Origin of the sequence: Kosakonia sp. LAM2021, from assembly GCF_016620385.1 — a bacterium.
Lineage (GTDB): Bacteria > Pseudomonadota > Gammaproteobacteria > Enterobacterales > Enterobacteriaceae > Kosakonia > Kosakonia sacchari.
On sequence record NZ_JAENHT010000007.1, the window covers coordinates 43,224 to 65,915 of the forward strand.

Annotated in this window: 21 protein-coding genes; 11 read left to right on the forward strand and 10 right to left on the reverse strand. The window is 53.4% G+C overall.

The window, feature by feature from the left end; translation table 11 throughout:
• The first annotated feature begins 235 nt into the window (after positions 1-235).
• Positions 236-916, forward strand: coding sequence for a porin (locus JKP81_RS15510; protein WP_200552429.1), 681 nt, complete (start codon positions 236-238; stop codon positions 914-916).
• A gap of 373 nt (positions 917-1,289) precedes the next feature.
• Here JKP81_RS15510 and JKP81_RS15515 read toward each other — a convergent pair whose 3' ends face one another.
• The gene (locus JKP81_RS15515) at positions 1,290-2,465 is read right to left on the reverse strand and encodes an oligogalacturonate lyase family protein (protein WP_200552430.1); all 1,176 of its coding nucleotides are present in this window, start codon (positions 2,463-2,465) and stop codon (positions 1,290-1,292) included.
• 500 nt (positions 2,466-2,965) lie between these two features.
• Between JKP81_RS15515 and kduI the strand changes: the two genes are divergently transcribed.
• From kduI to JKP81_RS15530, 3 genes are all read left to right on the forward strand, one after another.
• Entirely contained in the window at positions 2,966-3,802 is an 837-nt protein-coding gene (gene kduI / locus JKP81_RS15520) for a 5-dehydro-4-deoxy-D-glucuronate isomerase (protein WP_200552431.1), read from the forward strand.
• Between the two features lie 60 nt (positions 3,803-3,862).
• Entirely contained in the window at positions 3,863-4,624 is a 762-nt protein-coding gene (gene kduD, locus JKP81_RS15525) for a 2-dehydro-3-deoxy-D-gluconate 5-dehydrogenase KduD (protein ID WP_086873579.1), read from the forward strand.
• 317 nt (positions 4,625-4,941) lie between these two features.
• Positions 4,942-6,360, forward strand: coding sequence for a sugar porter family MFS transporter (locus JKP81_RS15530; protein WP_200552432.1), 1,419 nt, complete (start codon positions 4,942-4,944; stop codon positions 6,358-6,360).
• 33 nt (positions 6,361-6,393) lie between these two features.
• Here JKP81_RS15530 and JKP81_RS15535 read toward each other — a convergent pair whose 3' ends face one another.
• The 6 genes from JKP81_RS15535 to JKP81_RS15560 all read right to left on the reverse strand — a co-directional run bounded on the left by JKP81_RS15535 (position 6,394) and on the right by JKP81_RS15560 (position 12,779).
• Positions 6,394-7,524, reverse strand: a complete 1,131-nt coding sequence (locus tag JKP81_RS15535) for an oligogalacturonate lyase family protein (protein ID WP_200552433.1) — start codon at positions 7,522-7,524, stop codon at positions 6,394-6,396.
• Between the two features lie 66 nt (positions 7,525-7,590).
• The gene (locus JKP81_RS15540) at positions 7,591-8,880 is read right to left on the reverse strand and encodes an ABC transporter substrate-binding protein (RefSeq protein WP_200552434.1); all 1,290 of its coding nucleotides are present in this window, start codon (positions 8,878-8,880) and stop codon (positions 7,591-7,593) included.
• Positions 8,881-9,020: 140 nt separating this feature from the next.
• Positions 9,021-10,148: an ABC transporter ATP-binding protein gene (locus JKP81_RS15545; protein ID WP_200552435.1), complete on the reverse strand. Its 1,128-nt coding sequence runs from the start codon at positions 10,146-10,148 to the stop codon at positions 9,021-9,023.
• Between the two features lie 12 nt (positions 10,149-10,160).
• Positions 10,161-11,063 carry a carbohydrate ABC transporter permease gene (locus JKP81_RS15550; protein WP_017457666.1) on the reverse strand — a complete coding sequence of 301 codons (903 nt, stop codon included), beginning with the start codon at positions 11,061-11,063 and terminating at the stop codon, positions 10,161-10,163.
• On the reverse strand, positions 11,056-11,946 hold the full coding sequence (locus tag JKP81_RS15555) for a carbohydrate ABC transporter permease (RefSeq protein ID WP_025263850.1): 891 nt from the start codon (positions 11,944-11,946) through the stop codon (positions 11,056-11,058). The genes JKP81_RS15550 and JKP81_RS15555 overlap by 8 nt, the downstream gene beginning before the upstream one ends.
• A gap of 506 nt (positions 11,947-12,452) precedes the next feature.
• The gene (locus JKP81_RS15560; RefSeq protein WP_017457668.1) at positions 12,453-12,779 is read right to left on the reverse strand and encodes a cupin domain-containing protein; all 327 of its coding nucleotides are present in this window, start codon (positions 12,777-12,779) and stop codon (positions 12,453-12,455) included.
• Positions 12,780-12,948: 169 nt separating this feature from the next.
• On the opposite strand from JKP81_RS15560, the gene JKP81_RS15565 reads away from it, so the two are divergent.
• The gene (locus JKP81_RS15565) at positions 12,949-13,641 is read left to right on the forward strand and encodes an aspartate/glutamate racemase (protein ID WP_086873586.1); all 693 of its coding nucleotides are present in this window, start codon (positions 12,949-12,951) and stop codon (positions 13,639-13,641) included.
• On the opposite strand, the gene JKP81_RS15570 is transcribed toward JKP81_RS15565, so the two are convergent.
• Positions 13,638-14,564 carry a LysR family transcriptional regulator gene (locus JKP81_RS15570; protein ID WP_200552436.1) on the reverse strand — a complete coding sequence of 309 codons (927 nt, stop codon included), beginning with the start codon at positions 14,562-14,564 and terminating at the stop codon, positions 13,638-13,640. The two genes, JKP81_RS15565 and JKP81_RS15570, sit on opposite strands and share 4 nt — an antisense overlap.
• A 123-nt stretch (positions 14,565-14,687) precedes the next feature.
• Between JKP81_RS15570 and lysA the strand changes: the two genes are divergently transcribed.
• Complete coding sequence (gene lysA, locus JKP81_RS15575; RefSeq protein WP_200552437.1) at positions 14,688-15,950, forward strand: diaminopimelate decarboxylase; 1,263 nt, start codon at positions 14,688-14,690, stop codon at positions 15,948-15,950.
• Here lysA and JKP81_RS15580 read toward each other — a convergent pair.
• Complete coding sequence (locus JKP81_RS15580; protein ID WP_200552438.1) at positions 15,947-16,960, reverse strand: LacI family DNA-binding transcriptional regulator; 1,014 nt, start codon at positions 16,958-16,960, stop codon at positions 15,947-15,949. The genes lysA and JKP81_RS15580 overlap by 4 nt on opposite strands.
• A gap of 275 nt (positions 16,961-17,235) precedes the next feature.
• Between JKP81_RS15580 and JKP81_RS15585 the strand changes: the two genes are divergently transcribed.
• The 5 genes from JKP81_RS15585 to JKP81_RS15605 are packed head-to-tail and all read left to right on the forward strand — an operon-like array spanning position 17,236 to position 21,617.
• The gene (locus JKP81_RS15585; protein ID WP_017457673.1) at positions 17,236-18,564 is read left to right on the forward strand and encodes a PTS sugar transporter subunit IIC; all 1,329 of its coding nucleotides are present in this window, start codon (positions 17,236-17,238) and stop codon (positions 18,562-18,564) included.
• Positions 18,565-18,571: 7 nt separating this feature from the next.
• A complete protein-coding gene (locus tag JKP81_RS15590) occupies positions 18,572-19,999 on the forward strand; it encodes a glycoside hydrolase family 1 protein (RefSeq protein ID WP_200552439.1) in 1,428 nt (475 codons plus the stop codon).
• A 9-nt stretch (positions 20,000-20,008) separates the two neighbouring features.
• The gene (locus JKP81_RS15595; RefSeq protein WP_020455064.1) at positions 20,009-20,326 is read left to right on the forward strand and encodes a PTS sugar transporter subunit IIB; all 318 of its coding nucleotides are present in this window, start codon (positions 20,009-20,011) and stop codon (positions 20,324-20,326) included.
• A gap of 56 nt (positions 20,327-20,382) precedes the next feature.
• Positions 20,383-21,156 (forward strand): GntR family transcriptional regulator, encoded by a 774-nt coding sequence (locus JKP81_RS15600; RefSeq protein WP_065370137.1) that lies wholly within the window; start codon positions 20,383-20,385, stop codon positions 21,154-21,156.
• Entirely contained in the window at positions 21,153-21,617 is a 465-nt protein-coding gene (locus tag JKP81_RS15605) for a GNAT family N-acetyltransferase (protein WP_200552440.1), read from the forward strand. The genes JKP81_RS15600 and JKP81_RS15605 overlap by 4 nt, the downstream gene beginning before the upstream one ends.
• On the opposite strand, the gene galR is transcribed toward JKP81_RS15605, so the two are convergent.
• A complete protein-coding gene (gene galR, locus JKP81_RS15610) occupies positions 21,590-22,594 on the reverse strand; it encodes an HTH-type transcriptional regulator GalR (RefSeq protein ID WP_200552441.1) in 1,005 nt (334 codons plus the stop codon). The genes JKP81_RS15605 and galR overlap by 28 nt on opposite strands.
• Positions 22,595-22,692 lie beyond the last annotated feature (98 nt).

Here is a 22,692-nt window from a genome sequence, read left to right on the forward strand (position 1 = left end):
TTGTGTTTTTTATTTGTATTTAACTTTGTAAGCTAACCGTTAATAGAAAATTGGTGTGATCTTTATCATATTAATTTGGCGGTAAAGGGAAAATATATTGATATTCATCACGCCGTTATACATAGTTCCGTTCCATACAAATATTTACGATCGCGATCACTAAAATAAAGTTACCAAAAAAATAAAATAGAATTCCATAAAAATGGAACATAATTTTAATTATTGAGGTAATCTCATGTTTAAGAAAACTCTGGCTCTTGCTTCACTCCTTGGCGCTTCCTTTGCTTCACAAGCCGTCACCGTGGATTTACGTCACGAATACATTGACAGCGGTTCCAACGCCGATCGCGTAGCGGTTTCTCACCGCTTCGACAATGGCGTAGGTTTCGGTGTTGAAGCGAAATGGAAGTCTGGCGGCGATGACGCCGACAAACCGTTAACGGAAATCGTGGGTAACGGCCACGAAGAGTCTATTAACTGGCGCTGGGCTGCGACCAAGAATTTTGCGTTAACACCGGGCTTTAATATCGAAAGTAAAGATACCAACTCCATCTATAAACCGTATCTTCACGTGCAATACAGCTTTGATAACGGCGTTTATATTGCAGGCCGTTATCGTTATGAATACACACGTAACCCGGATTCAAGCACCGTTGATAACAAGGTCAACAAATTTGATACCTGGGTAGGCTGGGCGATGGGCGACTACCGCATTGAGCTGAACTATGTTTACGCGAAGAGCACCGAAGATGTTATTCGTGAAAACAACAAAACCTATTCCAACGAATATAACGCCAAAGTGGCGTACAAACTGGATAAAAACTGGTCTCCGTATGTGGAAGTGGGCAACGTGGGTGTGAAAAGCACCGACGAACGCCAGACCCGTTTCCGCCTCGGTGTGGCTTACTCTTTCTGATTGTCTGAAATACCTGTGTTACCCTCACGAAAACCCCGGAGCCGTTGGCCGGGGTTTTTTATATTTATGCCCGTCATACTCGCCTCAGTCATTTACTTCAGTAAGCTCCCAGGAGCTCGCTGCGTTGCCGCCTTCCTGTGACTCGCATTATTCAGGGCAGACCTGAGTAAATGCAAAAAGCACTGTTCAAAAGTCCAAAGAAGGTCAGTAACGAACCTGTAGCGAAAAGTAAGACAGCCAACACACTTAAGTGACTGGGGCGAGTAAGGCGGCCAACATATCTGTGACTCAAAGTAGGACGGACATGGACGGCACAAAAAAAAAGCCCCCCAGGAGGAGGGCAAGGCCAGTTACAGAAACACTAACTCAAAGTTTATGCTTGCAACATTACGCGTTGCTCAGGAAGTTTCGCGATATAAAGCGCCGGTTTGCCGTCTTTATCGGAACTAAACAGAATCGCACTGTCGTCCGGTGTGAACGACGGATGCGGATGCGTTACCTGGCGGCTGTTGGCAACCGTTGCCCAGGAGGTATCGTGGCGTGCCACGCGGAAATAGGCTTTTTTCGCCACGTCGAAAACATACAAATACGGATCGTTATCAATGGTGTAACCGCTGGTATCTTTCACATCTACCGGCGTGCCGGAACCATCGCCGACCAGTAAGGTGCCGTCGAAGTTGCTCATCAAGTGAGAGCACGCCGGCATTGGCATTACCGCGTCGTTCACGCCGGTATCCGGGTTGAAGCTGTAAATCATGCGTCCCTGTTTGCCTTTCAGGTAAGAGACGTACACCAGCGCGGAGCCGTTCGGCACCCAGAATTCGTGGGTGCAGCTTTCACCTTCGGCGTGATCTTTTACTTTGCGTACATGGCTGCCGTCTTCATTGACCAGCCACATCCGCGCATCCACCAGGTCGTGCGGGCCTTCATGGCAAAACGCCACGGTGTTATCGTCGAACGGGCGGTAAATCGGGTGACCCAGCCAGTTCTTCTCTTCATGGATCACGCTGCTCTCGCCGCTTTGCAGATCCACGCGCAACAAACGGCAGTGCGGGCCTTTATGGAAGAAGTCGTGGAACAGTTTCCAGTCATTGAGCGGCGTCCAGTCGCTGGCGGCGATCTCAATGCCAACCAGTTTGCTGCAATCGCTGTTTGCCACCCAGGTGCCGTAGCCGACCCACTCGTCCGGTACGCGATAAATTTCGCGCTCGGCGAGCGTTTGCAAATTCACTTCCCGCAGGGTGCGATCGTTCTTCACATAATATAAAGCGCTGTCATCCGGCGAGAGGAAACCGCCAAAGGTGTTATCACCCGCGCCTTCTGTTAACTGCACAGCTTCGGCTTTCGCGATATCCAGCAGGTAATAATTCCAGTGGCCATCAAATTCACCGGCAAATAACAAGTGGCTGCCATCGTTGAAAAAACACTTCTGATAGAAGTAGTTTCGATGACAGGTCACTTCCGGTGGTGTTAAGCGGGTGATTTCCGCGCCGGTATCCGGATCGCGGCTGATTGCGTAATTGAGTTTTACCCGCATGCCTTTCGCCATATTTCACTCCTTTAGATGGTCCGGTGGGAAAGTTGCGCCCCCAATGATGACCACAGATGATTACAAGTTTAAAAATAGAGTGTCAATTTATCAAAACGTCGTTTCAATATGTGTGATTGCTGACGCACTTTATAAGAAAACAACGTCTGTGGGGCGGATTAATGCGAAGTGAAAAAGCGTTTGCGGCAGCGGGCTTTGATTTTAAACACAAAAATTGCTGATTAGCAGTCAAAACTCAAAGACAGCCTTAACTTATTGTTTGCTATGCTTTATTTAAAACTATTCTCATAGCCTGACCGGTGATGAGGCGCTGTCAACGCCAAACAATCGTGATCGCACTTACAGATTTAATAATAAGTAGCAGAAAAATTGAAACGTTGTTTTATTCAAGATTGAAAACATGTTTTAGCCGGGATAAGATGCGCGTAATGAAGAAACGGAACACTGTTTCTGCGTTTCGTTGAGTGACGTTTCGGTCAAAATTTACTTCGGAGGTTATTGTGGAAGTCAGACAAAGCATCCACAGTGCGCATGCGAAAACGCTGGATACCCAGGGCCTGCGCAATGAGTTTTTAGTCGAAAAAGTATTCGCTGATGACGAATACACCATGGTTTACAGCCATATCGATCGCATTATCGTCGGCGGTATTAAACCGGTGAATAAAACCGTTTCTGTCGGTGGCGAAGTGGGTAAACAGCTTGGCGTGACCTATTTCCTTGAGCGCCGCGAACTGGGCGTGATTAATATCGGCGGCCCGGGCACCATCACCGTGGACGGTCACTGTTATGAAATTGGTCATCGCGATGGGTTATATGTTGGAAAAGGCGCCAAAGAGGTGGTTTTTGCCAGCATAGATAGCGCGAAACCGGCCAAGTTTTACTACAACTGCGCACCCGCACACACCACCTTTCCAACAAAAAAAGTGACACCAGCCGATGTTGCGCCAGTAACGCTTGGCGATCCGCTGACCAGCAATCGCCGCACCATCAACAAATATTTCGTGCCGGACGTGCTGGAAACCTGCCAGTTAAGCATGGGGCTGACCGAGCTTGCGCCGGGCAACCTGTGGAACACGATGCCGTGCCATACCCATGAGCGCCGCATGGAAGTGTACTTCTATTTCAATATGGAAGAAGACGCCTGCGTATTCCATATGATGGGGCAGCCGCAGGAAACGCGTCACATTGTGATGCATAACGAGCAGGCGGTCATTTCTCCCAGCTGGTCAATCCATTCAGGCGTTGGTACGCGTGCGTATACCTTCATCTGGGGGATGGTGGGTGAGAACCAGGTCTTTGATGACATGGATCACGTCGCTGTAAAAGATCTGCGCTAATAGCGGGCAGCATAAAACCATGCCTGTCCAACACAGGCGCTGATAGATTAAGGAATAAACATGATTCTGGATGCATTTTCTCTTCAAGGTAAGGTTGCGGTAGTAAGCGGTTGCGACACCGGTCTGGGCCAGGGTATGGCGCTGGGCCTGGCGGAAGCGGGCTGCGATATCGTCGGTATCAACATCGTTGAACCAACAGAAACCATTGAGCGCGTGACCGCGCTGGGCCGTCGTTTTCTTAGCCTGACTGCCGATCTGCGTCAGATCGACGGCATTCCCGCGCTGCTGGAGCGCGCGGTCGCTGAGTTTGGCAAAATCGACATTCTGGTAAACAACGCCGGTTTGATCCGCCGTGAAGACGCGATCAACTTCAGCGAGAAAGACTGGGACGACGTGATGAACCTGAACATTAAGAGCGTATTCTTTATGTCCCAGGCGGCGGCAAAACACTTCATCGCGCAGGGTAACGGCGGCAAGATCATCAACATCGCGTCCATGCTCTCTTTCCAGGGCGGCATCCGCGTACCGTCTTACACCGCGTCAAAAAGTGGCGTGATGGGTGTGACGCGTCTGCTGGCGAACGAGTGGGCGAAACACAACATCAACGTTAACGCTATTGCGCCGGGCTATATGGCGACCAACAACACCCAGCAGCTGCGTGCCGATGAGCAGCGTAGCGCCGAGATCCTCGACCGTATCCCGGCGGGCCGCTGGGGTTTGCCGAGCGATCTGATGGGGCCGGTCGTGTTCCTGTCTTCGAAAGCGTCTGACTACATCAACGGCTACACCATTGCTGTTGACGGCGGCTGGCTGGCGCGTTAATTCGCCTCGCATTGACTGCATACGAAACCTGCCCACGGGCAGGTTTTTTTATATCTGCGTATTAATTGTCCATATCTGTTGAATAGAAAAATCCATATCCTTTTGTCTTAATTCGCAGGCTATTTATTAAATATCCTTTAAAATAAATAAGTTAAAATTAGTTTAGTGCTTAAACTATATTTTCAAAATTGTAAACTCCATCACAAAACACTATGCCACAGCGTATTTATCCATATCTTCGCGAGTTACGCACTGACGCTTTGACTCGCCGCTGACTTACTTTCATAAGACGACTTATTCTGTGCAGGCAGGAAAACATGGCTTCTATCAGTACTGACTCTGTAGCTTTACCGCGCGCGCTGCGTGATACCCGGCGTATGAATCTGTTTGTCTCGGTGTCGGCAGCGGTCGCCGGGCTGTTGTTTGGTCTCGATATTGGGGTGATTTCCGGTGCGCTGCCGTTTATCACCGACCATTTCACCTTATCCAGCCGTTTGCAGGAGTGGGTGGTGAGCAGCATGATGCTGGGCGCGGCGCTGGGCGCGCTGTTTAATGGCTGGCTCTCTTTCCGCCTTGGGCGCAAATACAGCTTAATGGTGGGCGCGGTGTTGTTTGTCGCAGGCTCGCTCGGTTCCGCGTTTGCCGCCAGCGTGGAAGTGCTGCTGCTTTCCCGCGTGCTGCTCGGGGTTGCAGTCGGCATTGCTTCGTATACCGCGCCGCTGTATCTCTCTGAAATGGCGAGCGAAAACGTGCGCGGCAAGATGATCAGCATGTACCAGTTAATGGTCACGCTGGGCATTGTGCTGGCGTTCCTGTCGGATACTGCGTTTAGCTACAGCGGCAACTGGCGGGCGATGCTCGGTGTGCTGGCGTTGCCGGCGGTGTTGCTGATTGTTCTGGTGGTTTTTCTGCCCAATAGCCCGCGCTGGCTGGCGCAAAAAGGGCGGCATATTGAAGCGGAAGAGGTGCTGCGTATGCTGCGCGATACCTCGGAAAAAGCGCGCGAAGAACTTAATGAAATCCGCGAAAGCCTGAAACTGAAACAGGGCGGTTTCCAGCTGTTTAAAGCTAACCGCAACGTGCGCCGCGCCGTTTTCCTCGGCATGTTATTGCAGGCGATGCAGCAGTTCACCGGCATGAATATCATCATGTATTACGCGCCGCGCATCTTCAAAATGGCCGGGTTTACTACCACTGAACAGCAGATGATCGCCACGCTGGTGGTGGGGTTGACCTTTATGTTTGCCACCTTTATCGCGGTATTTACCGTGGATAAAGCCGGACGCAAACCGGCGCTGAAAATTGGTTTCAGCGTAATGGCGATCGGCACCTTGATCCTCGGCTACTGCCTGATGCAGTTTGATAACGGCACTGCATCGAGCGGGTTATCCTGGCTTTCCGTCGGTATGACGATGATCTGTATTGCCGGTTATGCGATGAGCGCCGCGCCGGTGGTGTGGATCCTGTGTTCGGAGATCCAGCCGCTGAAATGCCGCGACTTCGGCATCACCTGTTCCACCACCACTAACTGGGTGTCGAACATGATCATCGGAGCAACCTTCCTGACGTTGCTGGACGCGATTGGCGCGGCGGGCACCTTCTGGCTCTATACCGCGCTGAATCTGGCATTTGTCGGCGTCACTTTCTGGCTGATCCCGGAAACCAAAAACGTCACGCTGGAACATATCGAGCGCCGTCTGATGTCAGGTGAAAAACTGCGTAATATCGGCGTGTAACAACATCCCTCTCCCTTGCGGGAGAGGGCAAAATTACACCCGCGCGAGGTAGAGCGCGGGCATGCCTTCGGCATCGGAAGTGTAGAGTACCCACTGGTTATCTGGCGAGAAAGACGGGTGCGGATGCGTGACCTGGCGGTCACCATCCAGCACTTTCCAGCTACTGTTATGCTGGCAAATCGCTTTCTGTTCGCCGCTATGAATGTCAAATACCCAGATAAACGGATCGTTAAGGTGGATATCCCCGGTGTGATGCGGCGCGCCATCACCGACCACCAGACTGCCGTCTTCATTACTCATCAGATGTGAGCAGGGCGGGATTGCCATCAACTGCTGGTTTTCCAGCGTCTTGGGATCCGCGCTGTAGAGATAACGGCGCGGATCGTTTTCCTGGTGCGCCACGTAGTAGAGCGCGGAGCCGTCCGGCACCCAGAATTCATGGGTAAAACTTTCGCCCGGCTTGTGCTGGCGCACCTTGCGCAGGTTGCTGCCATCTTCGTTAATCAGCCACATACGCGCATCAATGACATCGCGCGGGCCTTCGTGGCAAAACGCCACGGTGTTATCGTCAAACGGGCGATAAATCGGGTGGCCAAGCCAGCGTTTTTCCTGCAACAGGGTCTCACGTTTACCACTTTGCAGATCAATGCGGATCAGGCGACATTCGGGGTTGGTGAAGTAGAAATCGCGGAATTTTTGCCAGTCGGTGAGCGGCTGCCAGTCACTCTTTTTGATTTCGATACCGACCAGTTTGGTGCAACTGGAGTTGGCGACCCAGGTACCATACGCCACCCACTCATCGTCGACTTCGTAGACGATATGCTCTTCGAGCGTCTGCAAATCCACGCAGCGCAGTTCGCGGGTGTTTTTCACATACCACAGCGCGCTGTCATCGGCAGATAAAAAACCGCCAAACGTGTTGTCTCCCGCACCTTCGGTGAGCTGTGTCGCTTCGCGGTTAGCGAGATCCAACAAGTAGTAATTCCAGTGGCCTTCAAACGCGCCGCCGAAAATCAGTTTCTCGCCGTCCCGGGTAAAGCATTTCTGATAGAAGTAGTTACGGTGACAAATAATATGCGGCGGCGTCAGCCGGATAACCTCATGCCCGGTTTTGTCGTCTTTCTGGCTGCGGAAGGTGAGAGAGACTTTTTTCCCCTTTGCCATTACCTGCTCCTTAGATAAAAAAATACCCTGCCGCGAACGGGCAGGGTATGTCATTGCGGTAAAACCTTAGCGCATGGCGCGTTTCAGAATACGCTCAGCCTGACGCTGGAAGTCGGCTGCGGTTTCTTCAACGGATTTCTGGCCATAGTCGATGTACTGAATTGCGGTACCGAACTGGGCAACAATCTGCGGATCGTCAAAGTAAGGCGATACCGAGAGCTTGGTCGGCAGTGACTGCGCCAGACGCAGACCCGCAACCGCCGGATCGGCCTCTTTGATCGCGCCATTGGCGGTCAGCGTTTGCACCGCAGCTTTGCTCAGCGGCACGCCGCGCTCCAGACCCAGCGTTTCAGCACCTTCTTTGCTGTTCAGCAGGAAGTTGATTACCTGGGCCGCCTCTTTCGGATGCTTGGTGGATTTACCGATCGACAGCATCTGTGCGGGTTTAAAGAACAGACCTGCGTCTTTCGCACCCGGCAGCATCGGGTAGTCACCCAGCACCAGTTTGGCTGGCGGCTTCAGGTTGTCGGAGTATTTAGTGATGGTGGAGTTCCACATGTAAGTACCCGCCCATTCACCTTCGATCCACGGCTTCATTTCATACATGTTGCTCTTACCGAACGACGCGTAGTACTTCGCGTCCGGCATTACGTGGCTATCGACCAGTTTTTTATACATCTGGAAGAATTCGACCCACTGCTCGTTGGTGTAGCTGAATTTCTTCGCTTTTTCATCCACGGCAGGAATGTTGTATTTCTGCACCATGTAGGAGTTCAGCAGCGCCAGCGTATCCTGGTGCTCCAGCACGACCGGGTAGTACTGTTTGCCGAGCTTGCTTTCAAAGGTTTTGCCCGCCGCTAACAGCTCATCCCAGGTTTTCGGGAAGGCGACGCCCGCTTTTTTCCACTGCTCGTCGTTGAAGTAGAACACGCGTGCGGTGACGGAGATTGGAATGCCGTTCAGCTTGCCGTCAACGGTGGTGGATTGCAGCTCTTTGGCATCGAACTGGCTTAAATCGACTATGTCTTTGACCTGGTTCAGATCGTAAAAACCGTCGCCATTTTTGGAGAAAATCGGCAGCCAGTTCCAGTTGGTCTGCATCACGTCCGGCTCGGTGCCGCCCGCGATTTGCGTGGTCAGACGGGAGAGGTGGCCGTCCCAACCGGTGTATTCAGATTTAACGGTAATGTCCGGATGCTGTTTATGAAACTCTTCCAGCGCTTTTAAGGTGACCTGATGACGACCGTTGCCCCCCCACCAGGACATACGCAGATCAACATTATCAGCGGCGGTTGCGGGTACAGCGCACATGCCCAGAGTTGCGGAGATGATGGCGCCGGTAAGCACTTTTTTCATTTTTATACTCCAACGTTTGTTTAAATTTCATTCTTCAGGTGCCCCTTTGGTGGCTGCGCTGATGTATCCCGGCTACTTACTTGCGTAAGCGCCGGGATACACCGACTGGCCGCCTCGGGGCATCGCGAATGATTTCGTAGTTATAAAGAAATGTTCTGTTCAGTTTTCGCGTCAAAAATATGACACTTATTCATATCAAACTTAAAGTACACCTTCCGGTGAAGCCCCTTTGCAATCATTGGCTTAGCTTCATCTGAAGGAATTCGTGCGGTCAGTTCGTAGTCGCCAACTTTCAGGTAAACAAAGAACTCGTGACCCATGTTCTCGACGCGCACCAGATCGCCGGAGCCGCAATCGTCGCTATAAGGCTCATCAGAAACGGAGACAAACTCCGGGCGCACGCCAAAGAACACCTCTTTGTCGGCGTAATCCGCGACTTTCTCCTGCTGATAAGCGTTCAGCGCCAGCGTTTCATGACCGACGGTGATGTGCAGCTGGTCGGCTTTTTTTACAATTTTCGCCGGTTTGATGTTCATCTCCGGCGCGCCGATAAAGCCCGCCACGAACATATTTTTCGGGAAGTGGTAGAGGTTGTCCGGAGTATCCACCTGCATGATATGGCCGAGCTTCATCACGCAGATGCGGTCGCCCATGGTCATTGCTTCGGTCTGATCGTGCGTGACGTAGACCGTGGTGGCCGGTTTCCCGGATTTCTTTAACTGCTTGTGCAGGTCGGAAATACGGATGCGCATTGAGGCGCGCAGTTTGGCGTCCAGGTTCGACAGCGGTTCGTCAAACAGGAACACATCTGGCTTTTTCACAATCGCGCGGCCAACCGCCACGCGCTGCGCCTGACCGCCGGAAAGCTGGCGCGGCAGGCGGTCCATCAGCTCTTCCAGCTCCAGGATTTTCGCCGCTTCATCGACCTGTTTGTTGATCTCATCTTTCGGCATCTTGCTGAGTTTCAGGCCGAACGCGAGGTTTTCACGCACTGTCATGTGCGGGTAAAGGGCGTAGTTCTGGAACACCATCGCGATGCCGCGTGATTTTGGCGCGAGGTTGTTGACGATCTTCTCGCCGATGCGCACTTCGCCGCCGCTGATGGTTTCAAGGCCTGCCAGCATACGCAGCGTGGTGGATTTGGCGCAGCCGCTTGGGCCGACAATCACCATAAATTCGCCATCGGCAATTTTCAGGTCGATACCATGTACCGCTTTGAAGCCGTTGGAGTAAACCTTTTCCAGTTTGTTGAAAATAACTTCAGCCATGATACTTCCCTCTTAACCTTTAATTCCGCTGCTGGTCACGCCCTGTACGAAGTAGCGCTGTGCCAGGAAGAAGACAATGATGGACGGCAGAATGGAGATACTCGCCATTGCCAGAATTTCGTTCCACGGCGCACCTTCGGTGACGTCGATGGACATTTTCAGCGCCAGTGCGATCGGGTATTTATCCACGCTGTAGACATAAATCAGCGGCCCGATAAAGTCGTTCATTGACCACATGAACTGGAACAGCGCCACGGAGATAATCGCCGGTTTCAGGATTGGCACCACCACGTACCACAGCACCTGCCAGGAGTTACAGCCGTCGATTTGCGCCGCTTCTTCCATGTCGCGCGGCACGCCGCGTAAGAACTGAATCAACATAAAGACGAAGAAACCGTGGGTGGCGAACGCCGTTGGCAGATACAGCGGCATATAGCTGTTGAGCATGCCCATTTCACGGAACATCAGGTATTGCGGGATCAGCAGCACGGTGCTTGGCAGCAGCATGGTGGCGATAAGCGTACCGAACCAGAAGTTCTTCCACGGGATCTCAAAGCGGGCAAAGCCGTAAGCCACAATGGTGGAAGAGATAATGGTCAAAATTACTTTTGGGATTACATACTTAAAGGTGTTCAGCATGTAATGCCCGAAGGTGTATTCGGTGCCGGTTTTCCAGCCGTTGATAAAGCCGTCCCAGGTGGCGTGGGTCGGCCACAGCCCCAGCGTGGTGAAGATCTCGTGGTTCGGTTTGAACGACGCCGAGAACATCCACGCCAGCGGGTAGAGCATTAACAGGCCGACAAAGAGCAGGATCGTATAGCGGATCCATGCGCTGATTTTTTCGCGGCGCAGCGTGCGCGCCACTTCACGTTCGGCTTCTTTCATGCCCGGCGTGAGATGTTGGATATCAGCCATTTTTGCCTCCCTTATCGGCAGAGTAGAACACCCAGTATTTCGAAGACTTAAAGGCGATGGAGGCAAAGACCGCCACGACCAGGAACAGAACCCAGGCCAGCGCCGCACCGTAGCCCATGTCGAAATACTTGAAGGCGGTGTCGTAGATGTAGAGCGAGAACAGATAGGTGTAATAGGTCGGGCCGCCGCCGGTAATGACATACGGGCCGGTAAATTCCTGGAACGCCTGTGTGGTCTGCATGATGAAGTTGAAGAAAATAACCGGCGTAATCAGCGGCACGGTAACTTTCATAAACATCTGCCATTTGCTGGCGCCATCGATCATCGCCGCTTCATACTGGGATTGCGGCACGTTTTGCAGCGCGGCGAGGAAGATGACCATCGCGGAGCCGAACTGCCAGACGCGCAGCAGGGTGACGGACATCAGCGCCAGCGACGGTTCGCCGAGCCAGTTAATCGGATCCAGACCAAACACGCCGATAAAGCTGTTCAGCAGGCCATCAATAGCGAACAGTGCGCGCCACAGTACGGCGATCGCCACGGAGCTACCGAGGATGGACGGAATGTAGTAAGCCGTACGGAAAAAACCGATGCCCCGAAGTTTAAAGTTGAGCACAAAGGCAATCCCCAGCGCGAAGGCGAGCTTCAGCGGGATTGTCAAAAATACATACGCGAACGTTACGCCCATTGATTTCCAGAAGAGCGTGTCTTCGGTAAACATGTAGCGATAATTCTCAATGCCGTTAAATACCGGCGGGCTCATCAGGTCATACTCAGTAAAACTGAGAAAGAACGATGAGATGAATGGGAAAGCCGTAAAGACTATCAACCCAATAACGTAGGGCGATATCCAGGCCAATCCCAGTAGTCTGTTTTCATTCATACATACCTACCTGGCGAACAATGTGTAATACGGATTCGGAGATTAACTTTTTTCCTCCGCCGCATGGGCGTCAGAGGGTTAAAACAGGCTCTGTGCGTGCGCTTGATCACAATAATCAATTGAATCAATGCGTTTTGAAACTTTAACCACTGGAAATTACTCACGATATTCCGGGTTTTAAAATCCTGCGAACTTACGTTCTTGGTTTGTGAAACGTCGTTTTAAAATATTTTATTGCGTTTTGAATTGGCGTCATTCGATTAATTCGTGAAATGTGATCGAAGTCGAAACGATGTTTCAATAAAGTGAGGTGGGTGTCATTTTTGTCGAAAAACAGCGGGTTTATCGCCAGTAAGCGTAACGATTTGGGTAACAGCCTAACGTATTAAATATTGCGAAATGAAATCATTGGATATTTAAACGATTATCCGGCGAACTATTCTTATTGGCCTGGAAATAAAAACGCCCCCCTAATTATGGGAGGCGTTAACTATTTAAGGGCGCGATCAACGTTTTAAAAAATCTTCACGTACTGGTGTAAAGGTATCGAGCAGCGTTCCGGCTTTTAAACACACACATCCGTGCATAATGTGCGGTTCCTTATAAAGTGTATCGCCTGCGGTGACGATATGTTTCTCATCACCAATGGTAAATTCGAACTCGCCGGATAAAACGTACGTAAGTTGTTCATGAGGATGATTGTGCATTGGGCCGATGGCACCTTGTTCGAACATAACTTCGACCGCCATCATTTTGCCGTCATGGGCAAGAATACGGCGGCTAACGCCGTTGCCCAGGTCATCAAGCTGAGTGTCTTTATGGAAGATAAACATCGTAGTGTCCTGTAGTAGGTATCGTTAGTGATTACGATAGAGTAAATGATGAAACGTTGTTTCAAAATAACTTATCTCAGCGTTCTATAAAAATAAACGCGAGGCCAGAGAAGTTGAAAGTCGATCACAACTTTGATTGACTGAGCGCTAAACCAGACGGAGACAAGCGATGAAAACGATAGGACTGCTGGGCGGTATGAGCTGGGAATCAACCGTTCCTTATTACCGCCTGATTAATGAGGGCGTGAAAGCTCGTCTCGGCGGCTTGCACTCCGCCAGCTTGCTTCTGCACAGCCTGGATTTCCATGAAATTGAGACCTGCCAGGCGACCGCACAGTGGCATAAAGCCGGTGAGATCCTGGCCCAGGCGGCGGCGGGTCTGGAGCAGGCGGGCGCGCAGGCGATTGTGCTGTGTACCAACACCATGCACAAAGTCGCCGGGCAAATAGAAGAGCGCTGCCATATTCCGTTCCTGCATATTGCTGATGCGACCGGGCGGGCGATCGAAAACGCAGGCATGCGCAATGTCGCGTTGCTCGGCACGCGCTACACCATGGAGCAGGATTTTTACCGTGGCCGCCTGGAGAAACAGTTTGGCATCGAAACCTCCGTGCCGGGCCCGGAAGATCGCGAGCGCATTAACGACATCATCTTTAGTGAGCTCTGTCTGGGAACCTTCACCGATGAGTCTCGCTACTATTTTGTCAATTTAATCAAAAAATTGGCTGGCGAAGGCGCGGAAGGGGTGATTTTCGGTTGCACCGAGATTGGTCTGCTGCTGCCGGAAACTCACTGCCCGATTAAGGTGTTTGATACGGCGGCGCTGCATGCCGCCGATGCGGTGGACTTTATGCTCTCTTAAGGTTCGCCCAGTATGGCAGCCAGCGGCCCGCTAACCAGCGGCATGGCTGCCTGCAAATGGGCGGTAAACGCCTCGACCAGCGCAGAAGCGGGGCGGTGCAGTGGGCGGATCAGGCTCACCGTAAACGGCACTTCGATACTGAAACGACGCACGGCGACACCGCTGGCTACGTAATCCAGCGCGGTCAGCGGGTTCACCACCGAAATCCCCACCCCGGCGCGTACCATCGCGCATACCGAGGCGGCGCTGTGCGTTTCCAGCACCATGCGCCGCTTCACCTGATGTTCATTAAACAGCGCGTCCAGCAACTGCCGGTAACTGTCGGAGCGCGACAAACTAATGTAATTCTCGCCCTGAAAATCTGCCGGTGTTAATACCGCTTTGCACGCCAGCGGATGATTCTGCGGCATGACGCAGACTTCATTACAGGTGAGCAGTGGCGTGCGTTCGGTGCCTGCCGGAGTGCTGAGCGTTTCGGTTAAGCCCAGATCGTGTCGCTGCGCTGACAGCCACTCCTCCAGCAATGGCGACTCCTGCGGCACGATGTTCAGGCTGACATCCGGGTAGCGCGCCAGAAATGGTTGCAGCAGCAGCGGTAAAAAAGATTGAGAAAATACCGGCAGGCAGGCGATGGACAACTCACCCTGGCGGAACTCACGCAGGCTTTCGGCGGCGCTGACAATCCGGTCCAGCCCGTACCAGGAACGCTGCACCTCTTCGAATAACCGCAATCCTTGCACCGTGGGCTGTAAACGCCCGCGCGTGCGCTCGAACAGTTTCAGCCCCAGCACTTTTTCAAAGCGCGCCAGCTCGCGGCTCACCGTCGGTTGCGAGGTATGCAGCAGTGCGGCGGCCTCCGTCAGATTGCCGGTGGTCATCACGGCGTGAAAGATTTCGATATGGCGCAGATTGACAGCGGGCATGGGCGGGATCCGGTTTCAGCAGGTTATCCATATCATTTTTGCATAGAGTTGCGATAAAACGATATTTTTTATTCTCTTCGTGCTGTGGCGTAATCAGTAAAAATTTTGTTGCCCGGAGTCATCATGCCACGCTCATTACACCAGACTGAAACCGACCTTAACGCCGCTAATCTGCTGCGCTTACCTGCTGAATTTGGCTGCCCGGTATGGGGTTATGACGCGCAAATCATTCGCGCGCAAATCGCCAAACTGCGCGCCTTCGACGTGGTGCGCTTTGCGCAAAAAGCCTGTTCGAATATTCATATTCTGCGTCTGATGCGTGAGCAGGGCGTGAAGGTCGATTCCGTTTCGCTCGGTGAGATCGAACGTGCGCTGGCAGCGGGTTACGATCCGCAAACGCACCCGGACGATATTGTCTTTACCGCCGATGTGCTGGATGACGCGACCATCGCGCGGGTGAGCGAACTGGGTATTGCCGTGAACGCCGGTTCGGTGGATATGCTGGAACAGCTTGGTGCGGTCTCGCCGGGTCATCGCGTGTGGTTACGCGTTAACCCTGGTTTTGGTCACGGTCATAGCCAGAAAACCAACACGGGCGGCGAAAACAGCAAGCATGGCATCTGGTACAGCGATCTGGCGGATGCGCTGGCGGTAATGCAACGCTACCAGTTGAAACTGGCGGGCATTCATATGCATATCGGTTCCGGCGTGGATTATGGCCATCTGGAGCAGGTGTGCGGCGCGATGGTGCGCCAGGTGGTCGATTTTGGCCAGGATCTGCAGGCAATTTCCGCAGGCGGCGGTTTGTCGATTCCCTATCATGAAGGGGAAGAGCCGGTGGATACCGCGCATTATTACGGGCTGTGGAACGCGGCGCGCGAGCAAATTGCCAAACATCTGGGGCATGCGGTGAAGCTGGAGATCGAACCGGGTCGTTTCCTGGTGGCGGAATCTGGCGTGCTGGTTTCACAAGTGCGTAGCGTGAAAAACATGGGCAGCCGCCACTTTGTGCTGATCGACGCCGGTTTTAACGATCTGATGCGCCCGGCAATGTACGGCAGCTACCACCACATTACGGCGCTGGCCGCCGATGGGCGCGATCTTCGCCATGCGCCACTGATTGATACTGTGGTTGCCGGGCCGCTGTGCGAATCCGGCGATGTCTTTACCCAGCAGGAGGGCGGGAAAGTGGAAACCCGCGCGCTGCCGGAAGTGAAAGCCGGGGATTATCTGGTGCTGCACGATACGGGAGCGTATGGCGCGTCAATGTCATCAAACTACAACAGCCGTCCGCTGCTGCCGGAAGTGTTATTCGATAACGGCGTCGCGCGCTTGATTCGCCGCCGCCAGACCATCGAAGAGCTGATCGGTCTGGAGCTGCTCTAAGCCTTACTGCCCGGTCCCGCCGCGACCGATTCACGCAACACCAGCGTGCCGGTAAACGGTGGGATCGCGGCGATCTGTTCGTTGTTCACCAGTTTGATCGCCTGATCAATCGCGGTGGTGATCATGTTGTCGATCGGCAAATAGACCGTCGACAGGCCCGGCTCCAGCCAGCGGGCGCTTGGTGCGTCATCAAAGCCGAACAGCGAAATATCCTGCGGAATACGCAAACCCGCCTGCCAGATGGCCTTTGAGGCACCCAGCGCCATATCGTCGTTACAGGCGAACAGCGCGCTGAATTTCACCCCTTCCTGCAACATCTGCTGGCACAGTTCATACCCGCGCGTCATGGTCGAGTCACCGTATTTCACTTTGGCCGGATCCCAGCGAATGCCGTGTTTTTCCAGCGCCTTGCGATAACCCATCAACCGTGCTTTACCGGTCGGCGTGTGGATCGGCGCGGTGATACAGGCAATATCCCGGTGATGCTGTGTAATCAGGTAATCCACAGCCTGGAAGGCCGCGTCCTGCTGCTCGAAGAACACACATTTATCATGCGCCTGGAAGAGCTCGCGGTTGATGACAATCAGCGGCATTGGCGTGGCGTCAATAAGCGTTAAGATCGCTTTTTCGCTCATAAAGCGGGTGTAAAGAATAATGGCGTCGCAGCGCCTGTCTGCCAGCATCTGCACCGCCAGCTCTTCCCGTTCGGGCGTATCGTGACCGTCGGTGACAATCAGCTGCTTGCCGTGTAATTCCGCCTGGCGCGACGCCTGCTGCAATAAGCGGCCAAAATAAAAACCGTCAAAGCTGGACACCACCAGGCCAATGCTGTTGCTGGTGCGGTTTGCCAGCGAGCGGGCAAGAAAGTTGGGGCGATAATCCAGCTCCTCCATCGCCTTAAAAACCTGATTGCGGGTGCTCTCTTTTACCTGACCCGTACCATTCAGCACGCGGGAAACCGTTGCTTTCGAAACGCCCGCGCGCAGTGAGACATCCAGCATTGTGACCATGACGAGTTCTCGTTTCGCGTAATGAAACGCAGTTTACCACACTCATTTCACGGGTTAAGGCCAGCCGTTACGGTTTGCGCTAAGTATCGGAAATCCCTGCTAACGGTAAGGTGGTATGCCAATGTTGGCTTTCGTCTCGTTTTGGAATACCAGTAAGCGGGTTGGGAGGCTCGTCACAGAACTTTCCGCCACGCATCGCTATTTTTGGTATGCCAAATGGGACTGTGCTGTATCCCTGCATCGATAAAAAAGCCCCTTTACTGAGGTGTTAACTCATGGCCCTACAAGAAAAGCTCATCGATTCTCTGGGTAGTTTTGCGACAAAGTTCAACAGCTATCGCTATATCATGGCGATCAAAGCGTCGTTTATTACCCTGATGCCGGTGATCATCGTCGGCGCATTTTCTGTCCTGATCTCCAACATGGTGCTGGATCCAAAAAATGGCCTCGCCAGCTTCCAGTCACTCTCCTTTCTCGCAGCGTTGAAGCCGATTACCAGTGCGATTAACTACGCCACGCTGAACTTCCTTAACATTGGCGCGGTGTTCTTAATCGGTATTGAGCTCGGGCGTATCAACGGCATTAAGACGCTGTTTCCCGGTTTGCTGGCGGTGATCTGTTTTATCTGCGTCACGCCAACCACAGTGGAAATGCTGGTAGACGGGCAGATGCACGTGGTGAAAGACGTGCTGCTGCGCCAGTTCTCCGATACCCGTAGCCTGTTCCTCGGCATGTTTATCGCTATTTTGTCGGTGGAAATTTACTGCTGGCTGGAAAACCGCGACGGGCTGAAGATAAAAATGCCGGACACCGTGCCGCCCAACGTCTCCGCGTCGTTTTCCGCGCTGATCCCGGCGATCATCACCACCACGGTAATTGCCACCTTCGGTTTTGTTTTCCACCAGGTGACCGGCATGTACCTGTATGACGCCGTTTATCAGGTAGTGCAGCAGCCGCTGGAGCGCGTGGTGCAAAGCCTGCCGGGCATTTTACTACTGATGTTTGTGGCGCAACTGTTCTGGGTTATCGGTATTCACGGCAACCAGATGATTAAGCCTATTCGCGAACCGCTGCTGCTGGGTGCCATCACCGTCAATATGAGCGCCTTTGAGCAGGGCAAAGAGGTGCCGAATATCATCACCATGCCGTTCTGGGACGTTTATATGAGTATCGGCGGCTCGGGTTTAACCATCGGCCTGCTGATCGCAGTGATGATCGCCACCAAGCGTAAAGAGATGAAAGAGATCGCCAAACTCTCCATCGGGCCTGGGGTATTTAATATTAACGAGCCGGTGATTTTCGGTATGCCGATCATGCTCAACCCGATCCTCGCGATCCCGTTCATCATCACCCCGCTGGTGACCGGCTCGATCGGTTACTTTGCCACGGTGACCGGTTTTGCCGGCAAAGCAGTGGTGATGGTGCCGTGGACCACGCCGCCGTTGATCAACGCCTGGCTGTCGACCGCCGGTTCAATGGGCGCGGTGGTAACGCAGCTTATCTGCATTATCACTTCCGTCATTATCTATCTGCCGTTTGTGAAAATTGCTTCTCGCCGCGCCGAACAAGCGCAGCTGCAAGCCGAAGCCACTAACAACGCCTGAGGATGTCATGAGCACGAAAACAATTGCCATACCGCCGTCGTTTATTCTGGGCGCGGCGGCCTCAGCCTGGCAAACCGAAGGCTGGACAGACAAGCGGGAGGGCCAGGATTCCTGGCCCGATCTCTGGTACAAAAACGATCGTCACGTCTGGCACGACGGCTACGGCCCGGCGGTGGCGACCAACTTTTACCAGCGCTTTCGTGAAGATGTGCAACTGATGAAACAGGCGGGGCTGACCCACTATCGCACCTCGATCAACTGGTCGCGCTTTCTCACCGATTATGAAAACGGCGTGGTTGATGAACGCTATGCCGCCTATTACGACGAACTGTTTGACGAGATGCAGCGCCACGGCATTGTGCCGATGATCTGCCTGGAACATTACGAACTGCCGGGCTATTTGCTGGAAACCTACGGCGGCTGGGCGTCAAAAAAAGTGGTTGAGCTGTATCTGTTGTATGTCGAAAAGGTGTTTGAGCGTTTTCATCAAAAAGTGACCCGCTGGTTCACCTTTAACGAGCCGATTGTGGTGCAAACCCGCGTCTACCTGGATGCGCTGCGCTGGCCTTATGAGCAGAACACCGGCACCTGGATGCAGTGGAATCACCATAAAAACCTGGCCACCGCGAAAGTGGTGAAACTGTTTCGTGAGAAGGGTTATCAGGGCACCGTGGGCTGCATTCTCAACCCGGAAGTCACTTATCCGCGTTCACGCGCGCCGCACGATGTGCTGGCCGCCGAGCGCTACGATCTGTTCTATAACCGCGTCTTTCTTGATCCGATGGTGAAAGGCCACTATCCACCGGAGCTGTTCCCGTTGCTGGAAAAACACCAGGTACAGTGGGATTACAGTGAGGAAGAGCTGGCGATTATCCGCGATAACACCGTCGATGAGCTGGGCATTAACCTTTATTACCCGCACCGGGTAAAAGCACCGTCGCGCGCCTGGCACCCGGAAACACCTTTTCACCCGGCGTACTACTACGAGCCTTTTGAGTTGCCGGGCAGAAAAATGAACAAATCTCGCGGCTGGGAGATCCTGCCGGAGATCATTTATGACATGGCGATGCGCATCAAAAACGACTACGGCAACATTCCGTGGTTTGTCGCCGAAAGCGGCATGGGCATTGAGAACGAAGGACAGTTTCGCAACGCGGCGGGCACCATTGAGGACGAGTACCGCATTGATTTTATTGCCGCGCATTTATACCAGACGCTGCGCGCCAGAGAAGCGGGCGCGAACTGCCAGGGTTACATGTTGTGGGCGTTTACCGATAACGTTTCGCCAATGAACGCGTTTAAAAACCGCTATGGCCTGATTGAGATTGACCTGCAAAACAACCGTGACCGCCGGGCGAAAAAGTCTGCCGGCTGGTTTCGCAAGCTGCGCGATGAACGCCAGTTGACCCTGACTATTGATGACGGATGGAAATAAGGAGCCACCATGAAACGTATTGTGTTGTGCTGCTCCGCCGGGATGTCCACATCGCTGGTGGTGACCAAAATGGAAAAAGCGGCGGCGGAGCGCGGCCTTGAGCTGAAGATCTACGCCATTGCCGAGCAATCCCTGCGCGACGAGTTGCAAAGTTATGCCACCGAGATAACCGCCGTGCTGCTGGGACCGCAGGTGCGCTTTAAGCTGGCGGAGAATAAAAAACTGACTGACGAATATGGCATTCCGATTGATGTGATCGATTCGGTGGCTTACGGCACCTTAAACGGCGCGAAAGTTCTCGATCAGGCGCTGGCTTTGGTAAGATAGCGCCGACAGGCCGGGCGCCCCGGCCTGCGCGATAACTCAGACTTGCAGGTGATATTGTGGAGAAGGCCGTCGTCCCGCCGGAAAAAAAACAGTACCAGGAGATTGGCGAAGATTTACGCGAGCAGATAATCCAGGGGCATTACCCCGTGGGTTCCCGCCTGCCGCCGGAGCGCAATATCGCCGAAAAATATGGCGTTAGCCGTACCATCGTGCGTGAAGCACTGCTGATGCTTGAACTGCAAGGCACGGTGGATATTCGCCAGGGCTCCGGCGTGTATGTGATGCGTATTCCGCAGGAGCATGAAAACGAAGAGGAGCGCTTTTTAAGTAGCGATGTTGGCCCGTTTGAGATCTTACAGGCGCGTCAGTTGCTGGAGAGCAATATCGCCGCCTTTGCCGCCAAAATGGCGACGCGCGCGGATATCGACAATCTTCGGCGCATTCTTGAGCAAGAGCAGCGCGCCATCGCGATGAACGATACCTCGCAGGACAACAGCAAAATGTTCCACCTTGTGCTGGCGGGTGCATCGCAAAACCAGATGCTGCTGGCGACGGTGGAGAGTATCTGGCATCACATGGACAGCAGCCCGCTGTGGCAACAATTCAACGTGCATATCGCCAGCCGTCCCTATCGTCTGAAATGGCTGGGTGACCGGCAGACCCTGCTGGCAGCGCTGCGTCGCCGCGATGTGATGGGCGCCTGGCAAGCGATGTGGCAGCACCTGGAAAATGTCAAAAAGAGCCTGCTGGAGCTTTCAGACGAGGATGCTCCTGACTTTGACGGCTACCTGTTTGAATCAGTACCGATTTTTCAGGGAAAGATCGTATGAAGATTATTCCCCTTTACGACGCGCCACACTTTGCAGAGCAGGTGGTGGATTGGTTATGGCGTGAGTTTGGCGACTCGCTGCCGCGTGATTTTTTCGCCTCTATTATCGCGCACAGCCAGACGCCCGGGCAGTTGCCACTGACGTTTGTTCTGGTTGATGGGGAGCAACTGCTGGGCACCGTCGGGCTGTGGCGCTGCGATTTAATCAGCCGCCAGGATCTGTTCCCGTGGCTGGCGGCGCTATATGTGAAAGAGAGCGCTCGCGGGCAGGGGGTGGCCGGGCAGTTACAGCGTCATGTGATTGAGCAAGCGAAAGCGATGGGTTTTCATGAGCTGCATCTTTACTCGGCGTGTCGCGATTTTTACGAGCGTTTTGGCTGGCGCTACATTGGCGACGGTCTCGACTATCCGCACAAGACCGTGCACCTGTATCGCTACTCTTGCGGCGCAATCACCGAATGACGACGCACCAGCGTTGGGTTGAAAAGGTAAGTGATTTCCGGCAGCGGGCGGTTTTCCGCCAGCGCCAGCGCCAGTTCAGCGGCTTGCGTTGCCATGGTGACAATCGGGTAACGCACGGTGGTTAAGCGCGGGCGAACATAGCGCGACACCAATACATCATCGAACCCAATCAGGGAAATCTCACGCGGCACCTCAATGCCGTTATCATTCAGCACACCCATCGCCCCCGCGGCCATAGAATCGTTATAACAGGCGACGGCGGTAAAGTTACGCCCGCGACCGAGCAGCTCGGTCATCGCCTGTTCGCCGCCGCTCTCATCCGGCTCGGCAAACGTCACCTGCCGGTCGTTGCAGGGCAAACCATTCTCTTTTAGCGCGTCGTAATAGCCTTGCAGACGATCTTCCGCATCAGAAATCGCGTGGTTGGAGCAAAGATAGCCAATTTTCGTATGGCCTTGCTGGATCAAATGGCGAGTGGCCAGCCAGGCACCGTAACGGTCATCAAGCGCCACACAGCGCTGTTCAAACCCTGGCAAAATGCGGTTGATTAACACCATGCCCGGCATCTGTTTCATCAGCGAAGCGAGTTCATCGTCAGGCAGGGTTTTGGCATGCACGACCAGCGCCGCGCAGCGGTGGCGAATCAGTTGCTCAATGGCTTTGCGCTCTTTCTCTTCGTTATGGTAGCCGTTGCCAATCAGCAAGAAATTCCCGGTGGCTGAAGCAACTTGCTCGACAGCCTTCACCATTGCGCCGAAAAAGGGATCCGACACGTCGCCCACCACCAGACCTACGGTTTCGGTGGACTGTTGCGCCAGCGCGCGGGCATTGGCATTCGGGTGGTAATTGAGCGCATCCATTGCGCTTTGCACCGCCTGGCGCGAGGATTCGCTCGCTTTTGGCGAGTCGTTAATCACGCGGGAAACCGTTGCGACCGAAACTCCTGCCAGCCGCGCGACATCTTTGATAGTCGCCATTACGCACCTTCCTTTGGGTAAGCGTTTACACGCTGCATAGTGTTACGGAAAAGAGATGTGTAATCAAGGAAGCTGCCCGGCAGGTATCTGCAAACGTG

Coding starts and splice junctions, on each gene's coding strand:
- JKP81_RS15510 (WP_200552429.1), top strand. CDS start 236: ATGTTTAAGAAAACTCTGGCTCTTGCTTCACTCCTTGGCGCTTCCTTT.
- JKP81_RS15515 (WP_200552430.1), bottom strand. CDS start 2,465: ATGGCGAAAGGCATGCGGGTAAAACTCAATTACGCAATCAGCCGCGAT.
- kduD (WP_086873579.1), top strand. CDS start 3,863: ATGATTCTGGATGCATTTTCTCTTCAAGGTAAGGTTGCGGTAGTAAGC.
- JKP81_RS15530 (WP_200552432.1), top strand. CDS start 4,942: ATGGCTTCTATCAGTACTGACTCTGTAGCTTTACCGCGCGCGCTGCGT.
- JKP81_RS15535 (WP_200552433.1), bottom strand. CDS start 7,524: ATGGCAAAGGGGAAAAAAGTCTCTCTCACCTTCCGCAGCCAGAAAGAC.
- JKP81_RS15540 (WP_200552434.1), bottom strand. CDS start 8,880: ATGAAAAAAGTGCTTACCGGCGCCATCATCTCCGCAACTCTGGGCATG.
- JKP81_RS15545 (WP_200552435.1), bottom strand. CDS start 10,148: ATGGCTGAAGTTATTTTCAACAAACTGGAAAAGGTTTACTCCAACGGC.
- JKP81_RS15550 (WP_017457666.1), bottom strand. CDS start 11,063: ATGGCTGATATCCAACATCTCACGCCGGGCATGAAAGAAGCCGAACGT.
- JKP81_RS15555 (WP_025263850.1), bottom strand. CDS start 11,946: ATGAATGAAAACAGACTACTGGGATTGGCCTGGATATCGCCCTACGTT.
- JKP81_RS15560 (WP_017457668.1), bottom strand. CDS start 12,779: ATGTTTATCTTCCATAAAGACACTCAGCTTGATGACCTGGGCAACGGC.
- JKP81_RS15565 (WP_086873586.1), top strand. CDS start 12,949: ATGAAAACGATAGGACTGCTGGGCGGTATGAGCTGGGAATCAACCGTT.
- JKP81_RS15570 (WP_200552436.1), bottom strand. CDS start 14,564: ATGCCCGCTGTCAATCTGCGCCATATCGAAATCTTTCACGCCGTGATG.
- lysA (WP_200552437.1), top strand. CDS start 14,688: ATGCCACGCTCATTACACCAGACTGAAACCGACCTTAACGCCGCTAAT.
- JKP81_RS15580 (WP_200552438.1), bottom strand. CDS start 16,960: ATGGTCACAATGCTGGATGTCTCACTGCGCGCGGGCGTTTCGAAAGCA.
- JKP81_RS15585 (WP_017457673.1), top strand. CDS start 17,236: ATGGCCCTACAAGAAAAGCTCATCGATTCTCTGGGTAGTTTTGCGACA.
- JKP81_RS15590 (WP_200552439.1), top strand. CDS start 18,572: ATGAGCACGAAAACAATTGCCATACCGCCGTCGTTTATTCTGGGCGCG.
- JKP81_RS15595 (WP_020455064.1), top strand. CDS start 20,009: ATGAAACGTATTGTGTTGTGCTGCTCCGCCGGGATGTCCACATCGCTG.
- JKP81_RS15605 (WP_200552440.1), top strand. CDS start 21,153: ATGAAGATTATTCCCCTTTACGACGCGCCACACTTTGCAGAGCAGGTG.
- galR (WP_200552441.1), bottom strand. CDS start 22,594: ATGGCGACTATCAAAGATGTCGCGCGGCTGGCAGGAGTTTCGGTCGCA.